Source organism: Pseudomonas sp. 1D4 (assembly GCF_001728925.1).
Lineage (GTDB): Bacteria > Pseudomonadota > Gammaproteobacteria > Pseudomonadales > Pseudomonadaceae > Metapseudomonas > Metapseudomonas otitidis.
The window spans coordinates 15,566-34,830 of record NZ_LXJQ01000018.1 but is presented as its reverse complement, the minus strand read 5'-3'; the positions used below and the strand labels follow the sequence as shown (position 1 = coordinate 34,830).

The 19,265-nt window shown below is 62.1% G+C and carries 17 protein-coding genes and 2 tRNA genes; 18 read left to right on the top strand and 1 reads right to left on the bottom strand.

Features of this window, described 5'->3' with window-relative positions:
- The first annotated feature begins 79 nt into the window (after positions 1 to 79).
- From grpE to A7D27_RS11445, 8 genes are all read left to right on the top strand, one after another.
- Positions 80 to 646, top strand: a complete 567-nt coding sequence (gene grpE / locus A7D27_RS11480) for a nucleotide exchange factor GrpE (RefSeq protein WP_069564937.1) — start codon at positions 80 to 82, stop codon at positions 644 to 646.
- Between the two features lie 103 nt (positions 647 to 749).
- Positions 750 to 2,660, top strand: coding sequence for a molecular chaperone DnaK (gene dnaK / locus A7D27_RS11475; RefSeq protein WP_069564936.1), 1,911 nt, complete (start codon positions 750 to 752; stop codon positions 2,658 to 2,660).
- A 121-nt stretch (positions 2,661 to 2,781) separates the two neighbouring features.
- Complete coding sequence (dnaJ, locus tag A7D27_RS11470) at positions 2,782 to 3,909, top strand: molecular chaperone DnaJ (protein ID WP_069561645.1); 1,128 nt, start codon at positions 2,782 to 2,784, stop codon at positions 3,907 to 3,909.
- A gap of 82 nt (positions 3,910 to 3,991) precedes the next feature.
- Entirely contained in the window at positions 3,992 to 4,795 is an 804-nt protein-coding gene (gene dapB / locus A7D27_RS11465; RefSeq protein WP_069564935.1) for a 4-hydroxy-tetrahydrodipicolinate reductase, read from the top strand.
- A 196-nt stretch (positions 4,796 to 4,991) separates the two neighbouring features.
- Positions 4,992 to 6,128 (top strand): glutamine-hydrolyzing carbamoyl-phosphate synthase small subunit, encoded by a 1,137-nt coding sequence (gene carA, locus A7D27_RS11460; protein WP_069564934.1) that lies wholly within the window; start codon positions 4,992 to 4,994, stop codon positions 6,126 to 6,128.
- A 35-nt stretch (positions 6,129 to 6,163) separates the two neighbouring features.
- Positions 6,164 to 9,385: a carbamoyl-phosphate synthase large subunit gene (gene carB / locus A7D27_RS11455; RefSeq protein ID WP_069561642.1), complete on the top strand. Its 3,222-nt coding sequence runs from the start codon at positions 6,164 to 6,166 to the stop codon at positions 9,383 to 9,385.
- On the top strand, positions 9,382 to 9,855 hold the full coding sequence (gene greA / locus A7D27_RS11450; protein WP_044413709.1) for a transcription elongation factor GreA: 474 nt from the start codon (positions 9,382 to 9,384) through the stop codon (positions 9,853 to 9,855). Before carB ends, greA begins: the two co-directional genes overlap by 4 nt.
- Before the next feature lie 37 nt (positions 9,856 to 9,892).
- Positions 9,893 to 10,276: a DUF4149 domain-containing protein gene (locus A7D27_RS11445; RefSeq protein WP_256557157.1), complete on the top strand. Its 384-nt coding sequence runs from the start codon at positions 9,893 to 9,895 to the stop codon at positions 10,274 to 10,276.
- Positions 10,277 to 10,301: 25 nt separating this feature from the next.
- Here A7D27_RS11445 and yhbY read toward each other — a convergent pair whose 3' ends face one another.
- Entirely contained in the window at positions 10,302 to 10,616 is a 315-nt protein-coding gene (gene yhbY / locus A7D27_RS11440; protein ID WP_044413714.1) for a ribosome assembly RNA-binding protein YhbY, read from the bottom strand.
- 76 nt (positions 10,617 to 10,692) lie between these two features.
- Here yhbY and rlmE point away from each other — a divergent pair, with 76 nt between their 5' ends.
- The 10 genes from rlmE to nusA all read left to right on the top strand — a co-directional run bounded on the left by rlmE (position 10,693) and on the right by nusA (position 19,243).
- Entirely contained in the window at positions 10,693 to 11,316 is a 624-nt protein-coding gene (gene rlmE / locus A7D27_RS11435) for a 23S rRNA (uridine(2552)-2'-O)-methyltransferase RlmE (protein ID WP_069561639.1), read from the top strand.
- 198 nt (positions 11,317 to 11,514) lie between these two features.
- Positions 11,515 to 13,428, top strand: coding sequence for an ATP-dependent zinc metalloprotease FtsH (gene ftsH / locus A7D27_RS11430; protein ID WP_069561638.1), 1,914 nt, complete (start codon positions 11,515 to 11,517; stop codon positions 13,426 to 13,428).
- Between the two features lie 9 nt (positions 13,429 to 13,437).
- Complete coding sequence (gene folP, locus A7D27_RS11425; RefSeq protein WP_069564932.1) at positions 13,438 to 14,289, top strand: dihydropteroate synthase; 852 nt, start codon at positions 13,438 to 13,440, stop codon at positions 14,287 to 14,289.
- 17 nt (positions 14,290 to 14,306) lie between these two features.
- Positions 14,307 to 15,650 carry a phosphoglucosamine mutase gene (glmM, locus tag A7D27_RS11420; protein WP_069561636.1) on the top strand — a complete coding sequence of 448 codons (1,344 nt, stop codon included), beginning with the start codon at positions 14,307 to 14,309 and terminating at the stop codon, positions 15,648 to 15,650.
- A 65-nt stretch (positions 15,651 to 15,715) separates the two neighbouring features.
- Positions 15,716 to 16,471, top strand: coding sequence for a triose-phosphate isomerase (gene tpiA, locus A7D27_RS11415; protein ID WP_069564931.1), 756 nt, complete (start codon positions 15,716 to 15,718; stop codon positions 16,469 to 16,471).
- Between the two features lie 4 nt (positions 16,472 to 16,475).
- Entirely contained in the window at positions 16,476 to 16,859 is a 384-nt protein-coding gene (gene secG / locus A7D27_RS11410) for a preprotein translocase subunit SecG (RefSeq protein ID WP_069561634.1), read from the top strand.
- A 10-nt stretch (positions 16,860 to 16,869) separates the two neighbouring features.
- A tRNA-Leu gene (locus tag A7D27_RS11405) sits at positions 16,870 to 16,955 on the top strand.
- Positions 16,956 to 17,053: 98 nt separating this feature from the next.
- A tRNA-Met gene (locus A7D27_RS11400) sits at positions 17,054 to 17,130 on the top strand.
- A 124-nt stretch (positions 17,131 to 17,254) separates the two neighbouring features.
- Positions 17,255 to 17,713 carry a ribosome maturation factor RimP gene (rimP, locus tag A7D27_RS11395; RefSeq protein ID WP_069561633.1) on the top strand — a complete coding sequence of 153 codons (459 nt, stop codon included), beginning with the start codon at positions 17,255 to 17,257 and terminating at the stop codon, positions 17,711 to 17,713.
- A gap of 48 nt (positions 17,714 to 17,761) precedes the next feature.
- The gene (nusA, locus tag A7D27_RS11390; protein WP_069561632.1) at positions 17,762 to 19,243 is read left to right on the top strand and encodes a transcription termination factor NusA; all 1,482 of its coding nucleotides are present in this window, start codon (positions 17,762 to 17,764) and stop codon (positions 19,241 to 19,243) included.
- Positions 19,244 to 19,265: the final 22 nt, after the last annotated feature.

The window sequence follows — 19,265 nt, the reverse complement described above, 5'->3', positions numbered from 1 at the left end:
GAAGCGACAAATTGCGACCCCATATAGGCGGACAGATCGGCGGGTCATTCCCCGCCACCGTTTCAGTAAGGAGGAAGGCATGGCAGACGAACAGAACCTGGATACCCAGAACCCCGAGGTGAGCGCACCGGCTGATGTGGCGGGCGAGGACCTCGTGGCCCGCGTCCAGGCGCTGGAGGAGCAACTGGCTGCGGCCCAGGACCAGTCCCTGCGTACCGCTGCCGAGCTGCAGAACATCCGCCGCCGTGCGGAGCAGGATGTCGAGAAGGCACACAAGTTCGCCCTGGAGAAGTTCGCCAACGACCTGTTGCCGGTGGTCGACAGCCTGGAGCGCGGCCTGGAGCTGACCAGTGCCGAGGACGAGGCCGTCCGTCCTGTACGCGAAGGCGTCGAGCTGACCCTGAAGCTGTTCCACGACACCCTGAAGCGCTTCCAGGTCGAGGCCGTCGACCCCCATGGCGCTCCGTTCAACCCGGAGCATCACCAGGCGATGGCAATGGAAGAGAGCCCCCATGTCGAGCCGGGTAGCGTCCTGAAGGTCTTCCAGAAGGGCTACCTGCTCAACGGTCGCCTGCTGCGCCCGGCCATGGTCGTGGTCAGCAAGGCGCCGGCCGAAGCGCCGCCGTCCATCGACGAGCAGGCTTGAAATCCGGCTTCGGGCCCCCATCTGGTAGTCCAAGCGTTCACATGCTGATGCGGCCCCCAAGCGAGCGGGGCCGCAAAGAAATCAAAGTTTCGGGAGAGAGAATATGGGCAAGATCATCGGTATCGACCTGGGTACCACCAACTCCTGCGTTTCCATTCTTGAGAATGGCAACGTCAAGGTGATCGAAAACGCCGAGGGCGCGCGCACCACCCCCTCGATCATCGCCTACACCAACGACGGTGAGATCCTGGTCGGCCAGTCCGCCAAGCGCCAGGCTGTCACCAACCCGCACAACACCCTGTACGCCGTGAAGCGCCTGATCGGTCGTCGCTTCGAAGAAGACGTCGTGCAGAAAGACATCAAGATGGTCCCCTACAAGATCGCCAAGGCCGACAACGGTGACGCCTGGGTCGAGGTGAAGGGCCAGAAGATGGCGCCTCCGCAGATCTCTGCGGAAGTGCTGAAGAAGATGAAGAAGACCGCCGAAGACTACCTCGGCGAGCCGGTGACCGAAGCCGTCATCACCGTTCCGGCCTACTTCAACGACAGCCAGCGCCAGGCTACCAAGGACGCCGGCCGCATCGCCGGCCTGGACGTCAAGCGCATCATCAACGAGCCCACTGCGGCTGCGCTGGCCTATGGCATGGACAAGGCCAAGGGCGACCACACCGTGATCGTCTATGACCTGGGTGGCGGTACCTTCGACGTGTCGGTGATCGAGATCGCCGAAGTGGACGGCGAGCACCAGTTCGAAGTGCTGGCCACCAACGGCGATACCTTCCTGGGTGGCGAGGACTTCGACATCCGCCTGATCGACTACCTCGTCGACGAGTTCAAGAAAGAGTCCGGCATGGACCTGAAGGGCGACCCGCTGGCCATGCAGCGCCTGAAAGAGGCTGCCGAGAAGGCCAAGATCGAGCTGTCCTCCAGCCAGCAGACCGACGTCAACCTGCCGTACATCACTGCAGACCAGACCGGTCCGAAGCACCTGAACGTGAAGATTTCCCGCGCCAAGCTGGAGGCCCTGGTGGAAGACCTGGTCGCTCGCACCATCGAGCCGTGCCGCATCGCGCTGAAGGATGCTGGCCTGGACGTGGGTGACATCCACGAAGTCATCCTGGTCGGTGGCCAGACCCGCATGCCGCTGGTGCAGAAGCAAGTGGCCGACTTCTTCGGCAAGGAAGCGCGCAAGGACGTCAACCCGGACGAGGCTGTCGCCATCGGTGCGGCCATCCAGGGTGCCGTACTGGCCGGTGACGTGAAGGACGTGCTGCTGCTCGACGTGAGCCCGCTGACGCTGGGTATCGAGACCCTGGGTGGCGTGATGACTCCGCTGATCGAGAAGAACACCACCATCCCGACCAAGAAGTCCCAGGTATTCTCTACTGCCGACGACAACCAGTCCGCCGTGACCATTCACGTGCTGCAGGGTGAGCGCAAGCAGGCCGGCCAGAACAAGTCCCTGGGCAAGTTCGACCTGGCCGAGATCCCGCCGGCTCCGCGTGGCGTGCCGCAGATCGAAGTGACCTTCGACATCGACGCCAACGGCATCCTGCACGTGTCCGCCAAGGACAAGGCCACCGGCAAGCAGCAGTCCATCGTGATCAAGGCCAACTCCGGCCTGTCCGAGGAAGAAATCCAGCAGATGGTGCGTGACGCCGAAGCCAACGCCGAGGAAGACCGCAAATTCGAAGAGCTGGCCGGTGCCCGCAACCAGGGTGACGCGCTGGTTCACGCCACCCGCAAGATGATCACCGAAGCGGGCGACAAGGCCACTGCTGAAGAGAAGGCGGCCATCGAGAAAGCCGTGGGTGAGCTGGAAGTCGCCGTGAAAGGCGATGACAAGGCCGAGATCGAAGCCAAGATGAACGCGCTGTCCCAGGCTTCCGCTCCGCTGGCGCAGAAGATGTACGCCGAGCAGGCCAAGGCCGGCGAGGGTGCTCCCGCAGGCGACGACAAGGCTGCCGACGATGCCGTCGACGCCGAGTTCGAAGAGGTCAAGGACAACAAGTAAGCGCCACGCTTGCTTGCGCTCCTGCCCCGAGCCGTTCGGCTCGGGGTGATTCGCCACGCGGGGGCTTGCTCCCGCGTCGGCGTGTCTGGAGGGCGCGAAACTTTCAGAGTGCAGAGAACCAATGGCTAAACGTGACTTTTACGAAATCCTCGGTGTAGAGCGTGGCGCCAGCGAGGCCGAGCTGAAGAAGGCCTATCGTCGCCTGGCCATGAAGTACCACCCGGACCGCAACCCGGGGGACAAGGAGTCCGAGGAGAAATTCAAGGAGGCCAACGAGGCCTACGAAATCCTCTCGGATGCCAGCAAGCGCGCGGCCTACGATCAATACGGCCATGCCGGTGTCGACCCGCAGATGGGCGGCGGCGGTGGTGCGGGGTTCGGCGGTGCAAGCTTCTCCGACATCTTCGGCGACGTGTTCAGCGACTTCTTCGGTGGTCAGCGCGGTGGCCAGCGTGGCGGTGCCCAGCGTGGCAGCGACCTGCGCTACACCCTCGAGCTGGATCTCGAAGAGGCGGTTCGCGGCACGACCGTGACTATCCGCGTGCCGACCCTGGTCAACTGCAAGACCTGCGATGGCTCCGGTGCGAAGAAAGGCACCAGCCCCGTCACCTGCACCACCTGCGGCGGTATTGGGCAGGTGCGCATGCAGCAGGGCTTCTTCTCCGTCCAGCAGACCTGCCCGCGCTGCCACGGCACCGGCAAGATGATCAGTGACCCCTGCGGCAGTTGCCATGGCCAGGGGCGCGTGGAAGAGCACAAGACCCTGTCGGTGAAGGTGCCGGCCGGCGTGGACACTGGCGACCGTATCCGCCTGTCCGGCGAAGGCGAGGCGGGCGTGATGGGTGGGCCGCCCGGCGACCTGTACGTGGTGGTCAACGTGCGCGAGCACCCGATCTTCCAGCGTGACGGCAAGCACCTGTACTGCGAGGTACCGATCAGCTTCGCCGATGCGGCGCTGGGTGGTGAGCTGGAGGTTCCGACCCTGGACGGCCGCGTCAAGCTGAAGATCCCCGAGGCGACCCAGACCGGCAAGCTGTTCCGCCTGCGTGGCAAGGGTGTTGCGCCTGTGCGTGGCGGTGGTGCCGGTGACCTGATGTGCCGCGTGGTGGTCGAGACGCCGGTGAACCTGGACAAGCGCCAGCGGGAACTGCTGGAAGAGTTCCGCAAGAGCCTGCAGAGTGACGGCTCCCATTCGCCCAAGGCCAGCACTTGGTTTGAGGGCATGAAGCGCTTCTTTGGTGATCTTTGACGCAGGGCGCCAGGCGGCGCGCGGCAGGCTTGGCCTGTTCGTGCGCGGGGCCTGGCGCTTCTAGCTTGGAGCTTTGTTCGTTATGCGACGTATTGCAGTGATGGGCGCCGCCGGGCGCATGGGCAAGACCCTGATCGAAGCGGTCCAGCAGAACCCGGGGGCCGGCCTGACCGCCGCCATCGATCGGCCCGACAGCACCCTGGTGGGCGCGGATGCGGGCGAGTTGGCCGCCCTGGGGCGTATCGGCGTGCCCCTCTCGGGCGACCTGGCCAAGGTGGTGGACGAGTTCGATGTGCTGATCGACTTCACCCATCCGTCAGTGACCCTGAAGAATCTCGAGGTCTGCCGTCAGGCGGGCAAAGCCATGGTCATCGGTACCACCGGCTTCACTGCTGGGGATAAGGCGTTGCTGGCCGAGGCGGCCAAGCAGATCCCCATCGTCTTCGCTGCCAACTTCAGTGTTGGGGTGAATCTCTGTCTCAAGCTGCTGGACACCGCTGCGCGGGTGCTCGGCGACGAAGTGGACATCGAGATCATCGAGGCCCATCACCGCCACAAGGTGGATGCCCCCTCCGGCACCGCACTGCGCATGGGTGAGGTGGTGGCCGAGGCCCTGGGGCGCGACCTGTCGAAGGTGGCGGTCTATGGCCGTGAAGGCCAGACGGGCGCTCGCGAGCGTGAGACCATCGGTTTCGCCACCGTGCGTGCGGGCGATGTGGTTGGCGACCATACCGTCCTCTTCGCTGCCGATGGCGAGCGCGTCGAGATCACTCACAAAGCGTCTAGTCGCATGACCTTTGCTCGTGGCGCCGTGCGTGCCGCGATGTGGCTGGATGGTCAGGGAGCCGGCCTGTACGACATGCAGGATGTGCTGGGTCTGCGCTGATTATCGGTCGCGGAATGCAGTTTGGTGATGTCTTTCCTGTGGACCGAAATGACGCATTCCTGTAAGCTGCAGCTTTAGTGTGTCCACTAAAAGTTACGCAGAAATGGCTCAGATAAAAAAGCGGGGTGACGGTATCAACGTCATCCCGCTTTTTTACAATCTGCGTTTGCTTCAGCCTTAGATACGGGAGGTCTTCTTGACTAAGCCAGCCATACTCGCGCTTGCCGACGGCAGCATTTTCCGCGGCGAGTCCATCGGGGCCGACGGCCAGACCATCGGAGAGGTGGTGTTCAACACTGCCATGACCGGCTACCAGGAAATCCTCACCGATCCTTCCTACGCGCAGCAGATCGTCACCCTGACCTATCCCCACATCGGCAATACCGGCACCACGCCGGAAGATGCCGAGTCCGACCGCGTCTGGGCCGCTGGCCTTATCATCCGCGACCTGCCGCTGCTGGCCAGTAACTGGCGCAGCAAGCAGTCACTGCCGGAGTATCTGCAGGCGACCGGCACCGTTGCCATCGCTGGGCTGGATACTCGTCGCCTGACCCGCATCCTGCGTGAGAAGGGCTCCCAGAACGGCTGTATTCTGGTCGGCGCTGATGCCGCCGAGGAAAAGGCGCTGGAGCTGGCACGCGGCTTCCCGGGCTTGAAGGGCATGGACCTGGCCAAGGAAGTGACCTGCGATAAGCCGTATGAATGGCGCTCCAGTGTCTGGAACCTTGAAAGCGACAGCCATCCCGAGATCGTTGCCAGCGAGCTGCCTTATCACGTGGTGGCCTACGACTACGGCGTGAAGCTGAACATCCTGCGCATGCTCGTTGCGCGTGGTTGCCGCCTGACCGTGGTGCCGGCCAAGACTCCGGCCAAGGATGTGCTCGCCCTGAATCCGGATGGTGTCTTCCTGTCCAACGGCCCGGGTGACCCGGAGCCTTGCGACTACGCCATCGCTGCCATCAAGGAAATCCTAGAGACCGATATCCCGGTGTTCGGTATCTGCCTGGGGCACCAGTTGCTTGCCCTGGCTTCCGGTGCCCGCACCATGAAAATGGGTCACGGCCACCACGGCGCCAACCACCCTGTGCAGGACCTGGATTCCGGCGTGGTGATGATCACCAGCCAGAACCACGGCTTCGCCGTGGACGAGTCCAGCATGCCGGCCAACTTGCGTGCCACCCACAAGTCACTGTTCGACGGCACCCTGCAGGGCATCGAGCGCACCGACAAGGTCGCCTTCAGCTTCCAGGGGCACCCCGAAGCGAGCCCCGGTCCGCATGATGTGGCCCCGTTGTTCGATCGCTTCATCGAAGCCATGGCCAAGCGCCGCTGATCCTCGCCGACTGACCCAAGGATTCGAGTAAGACCATGCCAAAACGTACAGATATCAAAAGCATCCTGATCCTCGGCGCCGGCCCCATCGTCATCGGCCAGGCCTGTGAGTTCGACTACTCGGGCGCTCAGGCCTGCAAGGCCCTGAAGGAAGAAGGCTTCCGCGTCATCCTGGTGAACTCCAATCCGGCCACCATCATGACTGACCCGGCCATGGCCGACGCCACCTACATCGAGCCGATCAAGTGGCAGACCGTTGCCAAGATCATCGAGAAGGAGCGCCCTGACGCCCTCCTTCCCACCATGGGCGGCCAGACCGCGCTGAACTGCGCCCTGGACCTGGAGCGCCACGGCGTCCTGGAGAAATTCGGCGTCGAGATGATCGGTGCCAATGCCGACACCATCGACAAGGCCGAGGACCGTTCGCGCTTCGACAAGGCCATGAAGGACATCGGCCTGGCGTGTCCGCGCTCCGGTATCGCCCACAGCATGGAAGAGGCCTATGGCGTCCTCGAGATGGTCGGCTTCCCCTGCATCATCCGTCCGTCCTTCACCATGGGCGGCACTGGTGGCGGTATCGCCTACAACCGCGAAGAGTTCGAAGAGATCTGCGCCCGTGGTCTGGACCTGTCCCCGACCAACGAGCTGCTGATCGATGAGTCGCTGATCGGCTGGAAGGAATACGAGATGGAGGTTGTCCGCGACAAGAAGGACAACTGCATCATCGTCTGCTCCATCGAGAACTTCGACCCGATGGGCGTGCACACCGGCGATTCCATCACCGTTGCGCCTGCGCAGACCCTGACCGACAAGGAATATCAGATCCTGCGTAACGCCTCCCTGGCGGTGCTGCGCGAGATCGGCGTCGAGACCGGCGGTTCCAACGTGCAGTTCGGCATCTGCCCGAACACCGGGCGCATGGTCGTGATCGAGATGAACCCGCGCGTGTCCCGCTCCTCCGCCCTGGCCTCCAAGGCTACCGGCTTCCCGATCGCCAAGATCGCCGCCAAGCTGGCCGTCGGCTACACCCTGGATGAGCTGCAGAACGATATCACCGGCGGCCGTACCCCGGCGTCCTTCGAGCCTGCCATCGACTACGTGGTGACCAAGGTCCCGCGCTTCGCCTTCGAGAAGTTCCCCAAGGCGGATGCCCGCCTGACCACCCAGATGAAGTCCGTGGGCGAAGTGATGGCTATCGGCCGTACCTTCCAGGAGTCCATGCAGAAAGCCCTGCGTGGTCTGGAAGTCGGCGTTGCCGGCTTCGATCCCAAGTTGGACCTGGCCGACCCCGAGGCCGATAGCATCCTCAAGCGCGAGTTGACCGTGCCGGGCGCTGAGCGCATCTGGTACGTGGCCGATGCCTTCCGTGCCGGCAAGACCGTTGAGGAGGTGTTCGAGCTCACTCGCATCGACGAGTGGTTCCTGATCCAGATCGAAGACCTGGTGAAGGAAGAGCGCCAGGTGCAGACTCTCGGCCTGTCCGGGATCGACTACGAGCTGATGCGCCGCCTCAAGCGCAAGGGCTTTTCCGACGCGCGCCTCGCCAAGCTGCTGGGTGTCACCGAGAAGAACCTGCGGGCTCATCGTCACAAGCTGAAAGTGCTGCCGGTGTACAAGCGCGTCGACACCTGCGCTGCCGAATTCGCCACCGACACTGCCTACATGTACTCGACCTACGAGGAAGAGTGCGAGGCGAACCCGTCTGGTCGCGACAAGATCATGATCCTGGGTGGCGGCCCCAACCGCATCGGCCAGGGCATCGAGTTCGACTACTGCTGCGTACACGCCGCGCTGGCGATGCGCGAAGACGGCTACGAGACCATCATGGTCAACTGCAACCCGGAGACCGTCTCCACCGACTACGACACCTCGGATCGCTTGTATTTCGAGCCGGTGACCCTGGAGGACGTGCTGGAGATCGTCCGCGTCGAGCAGCCCAAGGGTGTCATCGTGCAGTACGGTGGCCAGACCCCGCTGAAGCTGTGCCGCGCCCTCGAAGAGGCCGGTGTGCCGATCATCGGTACCAGCCCGGATGCCATCGACCGTGCCGAAGACCGCGAGCGCTTCCAGCAGATGGTCCAGCGTCTCAACCTGCGCCAGCCGGCCAACGCCACGGCCCGCAGCGAAGACGAAGCCCTGGCCCTGTCCAAGGGTATCGGCTACCCGATGGTGGTGCGCCCGTCCTACGTACTGGGCGGCCGCGCGATGGAAATCGTCTATCAGGAAGAAGAACTCAAGCGCTACATGCGTGAGGCCGTGAAGGTCTCCAACGACAGTCCGGTGCTGCTGGATCGCTTCCTCAACTGCGCCATCGAGGTGGACGTGGATGCGGTGTGCGACGGCGAAACCGTCGTGATCGGCGCGATCATGCAGCACATCGAGCAGGCCGGCGTGCACTCCGGTGACTCCGCGTGCTCGCTGCCGCCTTACTCGTTGCCGAAGCACATCCAGGACGAGATCCGCGAGCAGGTCAAGAAGATGGCCCTGGAGCTGGGCGTCGTCGGCCTGATGAACGTGCAGATGGCCGTGCAGGGCGAGGACATCTACGTGATCGAGGTGAACCCGCGCGCGTCCCGTACCGTGCCGTTCGTCTCCAAGTGCATCGGCGAGTCCCTGGCCAAGGTGGCGGCGCGCGTCATGGCAGGCAAGAGCCTGGCTGAGGTCGGCTTCACCCAGGAGATCATTCCGCCGTTCTTCAGCGTCAAGGAGGCGGTGTTCCCCTTCGCCAAGTTCCCGGGCGTCGACCCGATCCTTGGTCCGGAAATGAAGTCCACTGGCGAGGTCATGGGCGTGGGTGATACCTTCGGCGAGGCCTTTGCCAAGGCCCAGCTTGGTGCCAGCGAGATCCTCCCGAACTCCGGTACTGCCTTCATCAGCGTGCGCGAAGACGACAAGGCCGAAGCCGTTGAAGTCGCTCGCGACCTGGTGGCGCTGGGTTTCGAGGTCGTGGCGACTGCCGGTACCGCGCGTGTCATCGAGGCCGCCGGTCTGCCGGTACGCCGGGTGAACAAGGTGACCGAAGGTCGGCCCCACGTGGTCGACATGATCAAGAACGACGAGGTCACCCTGATCATCAACACCACCGAGGGGCGTCAGTCCATTGCCGACTCCTACTCGATCCGTCGTAACGCCCTGCAGCACAAGATCTACTGCACCACCACCATCGCGGCGGGGCAGGCGGTCTGTGAGGCGCTCAAGTTCGGTTCCGAGAAGACCGTGCGCCGCTTGCAGGATCTCCATGCAGGAATCAACGCATGACCAAGTTTCCGATGACCATCCAGGGCGCTCAGGCCCTGGAAGACGAACTCAAGGCGCTCAAGATCGAGCGCCCGAAGATCAGCCAGGCCATTGCCGAGGCGCGTGAGCTGGGCGATCTCAAGGAGAACGCCGAGTACCATGCTGCCCGCGAGCAGCAGGGCCTGGCCGAGGCGCGCATCCGCGACATCGAAGCCAAGCTGTCCAATGCCCACATCATCGACATCACCACCATCCCCCACAGTGGCAAGGTGATATTCGGTGTGACCGTAGACATCGCCAACGTCGAGACGGATGAAACCGTGACCTACCAGATCGTTGGCGACGACGAGGCCGACATCAAACGTGGCAAGCTCTCGGTCAGTTCGCCCATCGCGCGAGCGCTGGTGGGCAAGGTCGAGGGTGATGTGGTGGTGGTGAAGACGCCCAGCGGCCTGGTCGAGTACGAGATCGTCGAGGTTCGCCATATCTGATCGGCGCTCGTCCCGTGCGGCTGTAGCCGGGTGGCAGTTGGCCCAGACATTATGGGTCGGCGGCCTCTGGCTGCTGCATTTCGTGGTTCTGCCTGCCCTGGAGCGGGTGGGATTCGCGCCGTTGTTGGTGGAAGAGTTGTCTCGCAGCCTTTCCCCGCTGTTGGTGGGGTTTGCAGCATTCTGTGGCGTGCTTCAGTTGGGGTTGCTGGTCTGGCTGGAGGGTGCACGGAGCGTGCGGCGGGATTCGCGAGGGCAGCTGCTGTTAGTCATCCTGCTGGCGGCGACGATCTTTCTGGTCGTCAGCTTCTGGAAAGCCGAGTTCGCTCGCTTGTTGGCATTCAGCTACATGGTGCTGACGCTGTGTGGTGCGTTACTGGTCGTACAGCCCGTGCCGGGCAGTGATCGCCGCAGGGCGCGCTAAATGGCGCCCCGTCGGCTTCAAGGCATCAAAGGCCGCTGAAGCGGCTGATGTTGGAGAGGTTGCGGTTGGGCTTGGGATTGCGGCGGTAGATCAGCGCCATCTTGCCGATGACCTGAACCAGTTCGCACTTGCCGGCTTCGCAAAGCTCGTCAATCAGTGCGCGCCGATCCTCGCGTTCGGTGATGCGGAACTGCACCTTGATCAGTTCGTGATCGTTGAGCGCACGATCCAGTTCGGCCAGGACCCCTTCGGTCAGGCCGTTCTCGGCCACGATCAATACCGGTTTCAGGTGGTGGCCGATAGATTTGTATTGCTTCTTGTGCTCCTGAGAGAGCGCCATAATCAGACCCCTGCGAAAAAAGGCTGCTAGTTTACCCGAGTGACTTCGGGGCGCACAGCCGAACACGAGGTATCCCGTGGCCCGTTCCAAGACTAGCCATCGTTGGCTGAAAGAACATTTCGATGACCCCTACGTCAAGATGGCGCAGAAGGATGGTTATCGCTCGCGTGCCAGTTACAAGCTGCTGGAGATTCAGGAGAAGGACCGTATTCTTCGGCCCGGCATGACCGTGGTCGACCTCGGCGCTGCGCCGGGCGGCTGGTCCCAGGTCACCAGTCGGGTGATCGGCGATCGCGGGCGGCTCATCGCATCGGACATCCTTGAAATGGACAGCATCCCGGACGTTACCTTCATTCAGGGAGACTTCACCGACGATGTGGTCTTTGCCCGGATCCTCGAGGCGATTGGCGAGCACCCGGTCGACCTTGTGATTTCCGACATGGCCCCCAATATGAGTGGTGTCAGGGCGGCCGATCAGCCGCGTGCCATGTACCTGTGCGAGCTGGCGCTCGATCTTGCGGCGCGAGTCCTGACGCCGGGCGGCGATTTCCTGATCAAGATATTCCAGGGTGAGGGATTCGACCTCTACCACAAGCAGGTCAAGGAAATGTTCGACAAGGTGCTGATGCGCAAACCGCTTTCGTCGCGTGATCGCTCCCGTGAGCAATACCTGCTCGCGCGCGGCTTCCGCGGGGAATAGACTGCGACAGGCAGGTGGTTCGCGGGTCTCATGGAGTGGGACCGCCGTCACGGCGAGCGCCAGGCATCATAAAGGGTTACAGACGGCGCCTGCCGGCCGGCAGGGGTTGTGGTGTAAGTTAGGCCGGTTGATAACCAGCCGTCATGCGGGGCACGTTCCGTGACGGAGCCTGCTCCAGAGGGTAGCTAATTGAACGACATGGCAAAGAACCTGATCCTGTGGCTGATCATCGCCGCCGTACTGGTCACGGTGATGAACAACTTCTCCAGCCCCAGCGAACCGCAGACGCTGAACTATTCCGACTTCATCCAGCAGGTGAAGGACGGCAAGGTCGAGCGCGTCACCGTCGATGGCTATGTCATCACCGGCAAGCGCAATGACGGCGATACCTTCAAGACCATCCGGCCTGCCATCCAGGACAACGGCCTGATTGGCGACCTGGTCAACAACAATGTGGTCATCGAGGGGCGTCAGCCCGAGCAGCAGAGCATCTGGACCCAGTTGCTCGTTGCCAGTTTCCCCATTCTTGTGATCATCGCGGTGTTCATGTTCTTCATGCGCCAGATGCAGGGCGGTGGCGGTGGCCGTGGCGGACCGATGAGCTTTGGCAAGAGCAAGGCTCGCCTGCTGTCCGAAGACCAGGTGAAGACCACCCTGGCCGACGTCGCGGGTTGCGACGAAGCGAAGGAAGAGGTCGGCGAGCTTGTCGAGTTCCTGCGTGACCCCGGCAAGTTCCAGCGTCTGGGCGGCCGTATTCCTCGTGGTGTGCTGATGGTCGGTCCGCCCGGTACCGGCAAGACTCTCCTCGCCAAGGCGATCGCGGGCGAGGCCAAGGTTCCGTTCTTCACCATTTCCGGTTCTGATTTCGTCGAGATGTTCGTCGGTGTAGGCGCATCTCGCGTGCGCGACATGTTCGACCAGGCGAAGAAGCACGCTCCCTGCATCATCTTCATCGACGAGATCGACGCTGTCGGCCGTCATCGTGGTGCCGGCCTGGGTGGCGGGCACGATGAGCGCGAGCAGACCCTCAACCAGTTGCTGGTGGAAATGGACGGCTTCGAAATGAACGACGGCATCATCGTGATCGCCGCTACCAACCGTCCGGATGTGCTCGACCCGGCGTTGCTCCGCCCGGGCCGCTTCGACCGTCAGGTGGTTGTGGGTCTGCCGGATATCCGCGGGCGCGAGCAAATCCTCAAGGTGCACATGCGCAAAGTGCCGGTTGGCGACGACGTAGAACCTGCCGTTATCGCCCGTGGTACACCGGGGTTTTCGGGTGCTGACCTGGCAAACCTGGTCAACGAAGCCTCGCTCTTCGCTGCGCGCGTGAACAAGCGCATCGTCGAGATGCGCGAGTTCGAGCTGGCCAAGGACAAGATCATGATGGGTGCCGAGCGCAAGACCATGGTCATGTCCGAGAAAGAGAAGCTCAACACTGCCTACCACGAGGCTGGCCACGCGATCGTAGGTCGCGTCGTTCCGGAGCATGATCCGGTCTACAAAGTGTCGATCATTCCGCGTGGTCGTGCGCTGGGCGTCACCATGTTCCTCCCGGAGGAGGACCGCTACAGCCTGTCGAAGCGCGCCTTGATCAGTCAGGTCTGTTCGCTGTTCGGCGGCAGGATTGCTGAGGAAATGACTCTGGGTTTCGACGGTGTGACCACTGGTGCGTCGAACGACATCATGCGTGCGACCCAGATTGCGCGGAATATGGTGACCAAGTGGGGGCTGTCCGAGAAGCTCGGTCCGTTGATGTATGCGGAAGAGGAAGGTGAGGTGTTCCTGGGGCGTAGCGCCGGCAGCCAGCACTCGAATGTGTCCGCGCAGACCGCACAGCTCATCGATCAGGAGGTGCGCAGCATCATTGATCACTGCTACGCCACCGCCAAGCAGATTCTGGTGGACAACCGCGACAAGCTCGACATGATGGCTGAAGCGTTGATGAAGTTCGAAACCATCGACGCCGACCAGATCGACGACATCATGGCGGGTCGCCAGCCACGCGAGCCCAAGGATTGGCAAGGTGGCTCCGGCACTCCCGGCAAGCCTGCCCCGCGTGACGAGGCACCTCGCTCGGAGAATCCGATCGGTGGGCCCGCTGGCGAACACTAAGGATTCTTGATGAGTTCCACGCAGTACCCGACCCGGTTGCCTTGCGGCAACCGGGTTCTTGATTTGGGGCGCCCGCATGTCATGGGCATCCTTAACGTAACCCCCGACTCCTTTTCCGATGGCGGTCGCTTCAGTCAGCGCGATGCCGCGCTGCGTCACGCCAGCGCCATGGTGGCGTCCGGGGCGACGCTCATCGATGTCGGTGGGGAGTCGACTCGGCCTGGCGCTCGCCCGGTCTCGCCTACCGAGGAGCTGGAGCGTGTCGCGCCAGTGGTCGAGGCGATTGCGCGCGAGCTGGATGTCATCATCTCCCTGGATACGTCCACCCCTGCCGTGATGCGGGAAGGCGCTAGGTTGGGCGCGGGCCTCATCAACGATGTGCGAGCCTTGCGCCGGGATGGAGCGCTGGATGCTGCCGCGGATAGTGGTCTTCCCGTGTGCCTGATGCACATGCGTGGAGAGCCCGGCAACATGCAAGATGCACCTGCCTACGACGATGTCGTCCGGGAGGTCGGTGAGTTCCTGCGGGAGCGCATGAGAGCCTGCAGCGAAGCCGGTATTCCCGAGGAGCGAATCGTGCTCGATCCCGGGTTCGGTTTTGCCAAGAGCCTCCAGCACAATCTCGTGCTGTTCCGTCATTTGGCTGAGCTGGGGCGTCTTGGTCGCCCCCTGTTGGTCGGTGTGTCGCGGAAGAGCATGATCGGTCAGGTGCTGGGGCGTGATGTCGACCAGCGCCTGTACGGCAGTCTTGGGCTGGCAGCCCTGGCCGTCTCAAAGGGTGCGTGCATCCTGAGGGTTCACGATGTGGCCGAGACGGTTGATGTCATCAGAATGATCGCCGCAGTCGAAGCGGCGGAGTAGGAATCGCGGAGCAGTAGATGAGCAGAAAGTACTTTGGCACCGACGGCATTCGTGGGCACGTTGGGCAATTCCCGATCACCCCGGATTTCATGCTCAAGCTCGGCTGGGCGGCGGGCATGGCGTTCCGCAAACAGGGCAAGTGCCGCATCCTCATCGGCAAGGACACGCGGATCTCCGGCTACATGTTCGAGTCCGCCCTGGAGGCTGGTCTCTCTGCCGCCGGTGCCGACGTGATGCTGCTGGGTCCCATGCCCACGCCAGCGATTGCCTACCTGACGCGCACCTTCCTGGCGGATGCGGGCATCGTGATCAGTGCATCCCACAATCCTCACGGTGACAACGGCATCAAGTTCTTCTCTGGCCAGGGCGTTAAGCTTTCTGACGAGATCGAGTTGATGATCGAGGAGCTGCTCGATCAGCCGATGCAGGTAGTGGAGTCGGCTAACCTCGGCAAGGTTTCCCGGATCAATGACGCAGCGGGGCGCTACATCGAGTTCTGCAAAAGTACGGTGCCGATGAGCACGGACCTGGGCGGCATGAAGATCGTCGTCGATTGTGCCCACGGCGCGACCTACAAGGTGGCGCCGAGTGTGTTCCGTGAGTTGGGAGGCAACGTTTCGGTGCTTGCGGCGCAGCCCAATGGCCTGAACATCAACGACAAATGCGGCTCTACCCACATGCAAGCCTTGCAGGCCGAGGTCGTGGCCCAGCATGCGGACATCGGTATTGCCTTCGATGGCGACGGCGACCGCGTGCTGATGGTCGACCACACGGGCGCCATCGTGGATGGGGATGAACTGCTGTACATCATTGCCCGCGATCTCCAGGAGCGGGGCAAGCTCAGCAATGATGGCGTTGTGGGTACGCTCATGACCAATCTTGGCCTTGAGCTGGCGCTTGCCGAGATGGGGATTCCCTTTACTCGTGCCAAGGTCGGTGATCGCTATGTGATTGCCGAGATGCACGAGCGTGGCTGGACACTGGGCGGGGAAAATTCCGGACACATCCTTTGCAGCTACTTCACCACCACCGGCGATGCCTTGATTGCGGCGTTGCAGGTGCTGCTGGCCCTGCAGCGCCGTGGCCAGTCGCTGGCGGAGGCTCGCCAGGGCATGCGCAAGTGCCCGCAGGTTCTTCTCAATGTCCGCTACAGCGGCGGAGGCCTGGATCCTGTCGAGCACCCAGCCGTTAAGGACGCTTGTGCCAGGGTCACCGAGCGCATGGCGGGGCGCGGGCGCGTACTGTTGCGCAAGTCCGGCACCGAGCCGCTGGTACGTGTGATGGTCGAAGGGGATGACGAAAAGCAGGTTCGCACTTACGCCGAGGAGCTCGTGAAGGTTGTTTCCGAGGTATGTGCTTGATTTCGCTTGCTAGTTGGAAAAACCTCGGATAACATCTGCGCCCACTTTGATCGACGAGGTACGGCATGCGTCGCCCTTTGGTAGCTGGTAACTGGAAAATGCACGGTACCCGCGCCAGCGTCGCAGAGCTGATCAAAGGTCTTCATCAGCAGGTTGTGCCGGCTGATGTCGATGTGGTGGTCATCCCGCCTTCCCTGTACATCGCCCAGGTTGCTCAAGCGCTCGATGGTGGCTCCATTTCCATCGGTGCCCAGGATTGCGCGATAGAGCCCATGCAGGCTGCCCTTACCGGTGAGATTGCTGCGGTTCAATTGGAAGATGCAGGTTGCAAGTGGGTCCTCGTTGGTCACTCCGAGCGTCGTTTGATTCTTGGTGAGCGTAATGATGTGGTGAGTCGCAAGTTTGCTGCGGCTCAGGCGTGCGGTCTGGTTCCGATTCTCTGTGTCGGTGAGACCCGCGAGCAGCGTGAGGCAGGCGAAACCCTGCGTGTGGTTGGTGAGCAGATTGGTAGCGTCATCGAGGAGCTGGGTGTTGGTGCCTTCTCTTCTGCGGTAATCGCGTATGAGCCTGTGTGGGCAATCGGTACCGGGTTGACTGCTTCTCCTGTTCAGGCGCAAGAAGTTCATGCTGCGATCCGTTCGCAATTGTCGGTCGAGAGTGTCGAGATAGCGGCGGGTGTAAGAATTCTGTACGGCGGCAGTGTGAAGGCTGCCAGTGCGGCTGAGTTGTTCGGGATGCCGGATATTGATGGGGGGCTTGTGGGTGGAGCCTCCCTGAATGCAGATGAGTTCGGTGCGATTTGTCGTGCCGCAGGAAGCTGACGAGATGCTTGAAACTGTCGTTATCGTGGTGCACCTGCTCGTCGCCATCGGCGTTGTGGTTCTGGTGTTGCTGCAACATGGTAAAGGCGCGGATGCAGGCGCTTCGTTTGGTGCAGGTGCTTCGGGTACTGTTTTCGGAAGCCAAGGTTCTGCTACCTTTCTGAGTCGCTTTACTGGTATACTCGCCGCGGTTTTTTTCATTACCAGTCTGGGGTTAGCATTCTTTGCTAAGCAAAAGGCTGAGGCTCTGAGTCACGTTGGTCTGCCGGATCCGGCCGCCATTGAGGTTCAGCAGCAAAAGCCGGCATCTGATGATGTGCCGGTGCTCGAAGAGCAGAAGCCCGCAGAATCTGCAGGTGACGTTCCGCAAGCTCCAGAGCAGAAGTAAGGCAAGTTTTGCCGAGGTGGTGGAATTGGTAGACACGCTACCTTGAGGTGGTAGTGGCCATAGGCTGTAGGGGTTCGAGTCCCCTCCTCGGTACCATGCAAGACAAGAAGGCCCGCAGTAGCGGGCTTTCTTGCTGGAGGAGTGTCAGGTTGACCGGGCTTCTGTCTGGTCGTATACTCCGGGCCCAGCTTTGACGCGGGGTGGAGCAGTCTGGTAGCTCGTCGGGCTCATAACCCGAAGGTCGTTGGTTCAAATCCAGCCCCCGCAACCAGTTCAAGCAGAGCCCCTTTTAAGGGGCTTTTTGCTAGCTGGATCACTTTGCCATCGGTTTCGGATGGCTTTCATGATGGGCGTTACGCCCATTTTTTATTTCTACGGCATGCGAGGGCAAACAGGTGTCGAGCAAGCTAGAACAGTTGCAGGCCTTGCTGGCCCCGGTGGTCGAGGCGCTCGGCTATCAATGCTGGGGTATCGAGTTCCTGTCGCAGGGGCGCCATTCGCTGCTGCGCGTCTACATCGATCATGAGAACGGTATCCTCATCGACGATTGCGAAAAGGTCAGTCGCCAGATCAGTGGTGTTCTCGATGTGGAGGACCCCATCTCCAGTGAGTACACCCTCGAGGTGTCCTCGCCCGGCATGGATCGTCCGTTGTTCAAGCTTGAGCAGTTCGCGGCCCATGCCGGAGAGCTCGTGAAAATCAAGTTGCGTTCTCCCTACGAGGGCCGGCGCAACTTCCAGGGTCTCCTCCGCGGGGTGGAGGAACAGGATGTGGTGGTTCTCGTCGAGGATCACGAGTACCTGTTGCCGATCGACCTGATCGACAAGGCCAACATTATTCCCCGTTTTGACTGAGACGCGGATCCCGCGGGTCCCAATGGATTGCGAAAGGCGAGGCGTACGATGAGCAAAGAAGTACTGCTGGTTGTAGAGTCGGTATCCAACGAGAAAGGGGTGCCGGCAGGTGTGATTTTCGAAGCCCTGGAGCTGGCACTGGCCACCGCTACCAAGAAACGCTTCGAGGACGAGGTTGACCTGCGTGTGTCCATCAACCGGCACACGGGTAGCTATGACACCTTCCGTCGCTGGGCGGTGGTGGACGACGAGAATTTCGAGGACCCGGCCATCCAGCTGACCCTCGACCAGGCCCAGGCCCGTGACGAAGACGCCAAGATCGGCGACGTCATCGAAGAGAAGATCGAATCCATCGAGTTCGGTCGTATCGCTGCCCAGACCGCCAAACAGGTCATCGTTCAGAAGGTGCGCGAGGCCGAGCGTGCACAGGTGGTCGAGGCCTACCGCGAGAGGCTGGGCGACATCATTTCCGGTACGGTCAAGAAGGTCACCCGTGACAACGTGATCGTTGACCTGGGCAACAACGCCGAGGCGCTGCTGGCTCGTGAGGACATCATCCCCCGTGAGACCTTCCGCGTCGGCGCCCGTGTCCGCGCCCTGCTGAAGGAAATCCGCACCGAGAACCGTGGTCCGCAACTGATCCTCTCGCGCACCGCGCCGCAGATGCTGATCGAGCTGTTCCGCATTGAAGTGCCGGAAATCGCCGAAGAGCTGATCGAAGTGATGGCCGCCTCCCGTGATCCAGGTTCGCGCGCCAAGATCGCTGTTCGCTCCAAGGACAAGCGCATCGACCCGCAGGGCGCCTGCATCGGCATGCGTGGCTCCCGCGTTCAGGCTGTTTCCGGCGAACTGGGCGGTGAGCGTGTCGATATCGTCCTGTGGGACGACAACCCCGCTCAGTTCGTCATCAACGCCATGGCTCCGGCCGAAGTGGCGGCGATCATCGTCGACGAAGATGCCCATGCCATGGACATCGCCGTTGCCGAAGACAACCTCGCCCAGGCCATCGGCCGTGGCGGCCAGAACGTTCGCCTGGCCAGCCAGCTGACCGGCTGGACCCTGAACGTGATGACCGAGGCGGACATCCAGGCCAAGCAGCAGGCCGAGACCGGCGACATCATGCAGTCCTTCGTCGATGAACTCGGCGTGGATGAAGAGCTGGCTCAGGTGCTGGTCGAGGAAGGTTTCACCAGCCTCGAAGAGATCGCCTACGTGCCCATGGAAGAGATGCTGAGCATCGATGGCTTCGACGAGGACATCGTCAACGAGCTGCGTGCCCGCGCCAAGGATCGCCTGCTGACCAAGGCGATCGCGACCGAAGAGAAGCTGGCCGATGCCCAGCCCGCCGAGGACCTGCTGGAACTCGAGGGCATGGACAAGGAACTGGCGGTCGAACTGGCGGTGCGTGGCGTAATCAATCGTGAAGACCTGGCCGAGCAGTCGATCGACGACCTGCTCGACATCGACGGCATGGACGAAGAGCGTGCCGGCAAGCTGATCATGGCCGCCCGAGCCCATTGGTTCGAGTAAGCAGTGCGGCCTGAGGAGAGAA

Bases quoted from the DNA above. Each gene is read 5' to 3' on its own strand.
- folP (WP_069564932.1), top strand. From the start codon at position 13,438: ATGAGTTCCACGCAGTACCCGACCCGGTTGCCTTGCGGCAACCGGGTT.
- carB (WP_069561642.1), top strand. From the start codon at position 6,164: ATGCCAAAACGTACAGATATCAAAAGCATCCTGATCCTCGGCGCCGGC.
- grpE (WP_069564937.1), top strand. From the start codon at position 80: ATGGCAGACGAACAGAACCTGGATACCCAGAACCCCGAGGTGAGCGCA.
- greA (WP_044413709.1), top strand. From the start codon at position 9,382: ATGACCAAGTTTCCGATGACCATCCAGGGCGCTCAGGCCCTGGAAGAC.
- tpiA (WP_069564931.1), top strand. From the start codon at position 15,716: ATGCGTCGCCCTTTGGTAGCTGGTAACTGGAAAATGCACGGTACCCGC.
- yhbY (WP_044413714.1), bottom strand. From the start codon at position 10,616: ATGGCGCTCTCTCAGGAGCACAAGAAGCAATACAAATCTATCGGCCAC.
- dapB (WP_069564935.1), top strand. From the start codon at position 3,992: ATGCGACGTATTGCAGTGATGGGCGCCGCCGGGCGCATGGGCAAGACC.
- dnaJ (WP_069561645.1), top strand. From the start codon at position 2,782: ATGGCTAAACGTGACTTTTACGAAATCCTCGGTGTAGAGCGTGGCGCC.
- secG (WP_069561634.1), top strand. From the start codon at position 16,476: ATGCTTGAAACTGTCGTTATCGTGGTGCACCTGCTCGTCGCCATCGGC.
- glmM (WP_069561636.1), top strand. From the start codon at position 14,307: ATGAGCAGAAAGTACTTTGGCACCGACGGCATTCGTGGGCACGTTGGG.
- ftsH (WP_069561638.1), top strand. From the start codon at position 11,515: ATGGCAAAGAACCTGATCCTGTGGCTGATCATCGCCGCCGTACTGGTC.
- dnaK (WP_069564936.1), top strand. From the start codon at position 750: ATGGGCAAGATCATCGGTATCGACCTGGGTACCACCAACTCCTGCGTT.
- nusA (WP_069561632.1), top strand. From the start codon at position 17,762: ATGAGCAAAGAAGTACTGCTGGTTGTAGAGTCGGTATCCAACGAGAAA.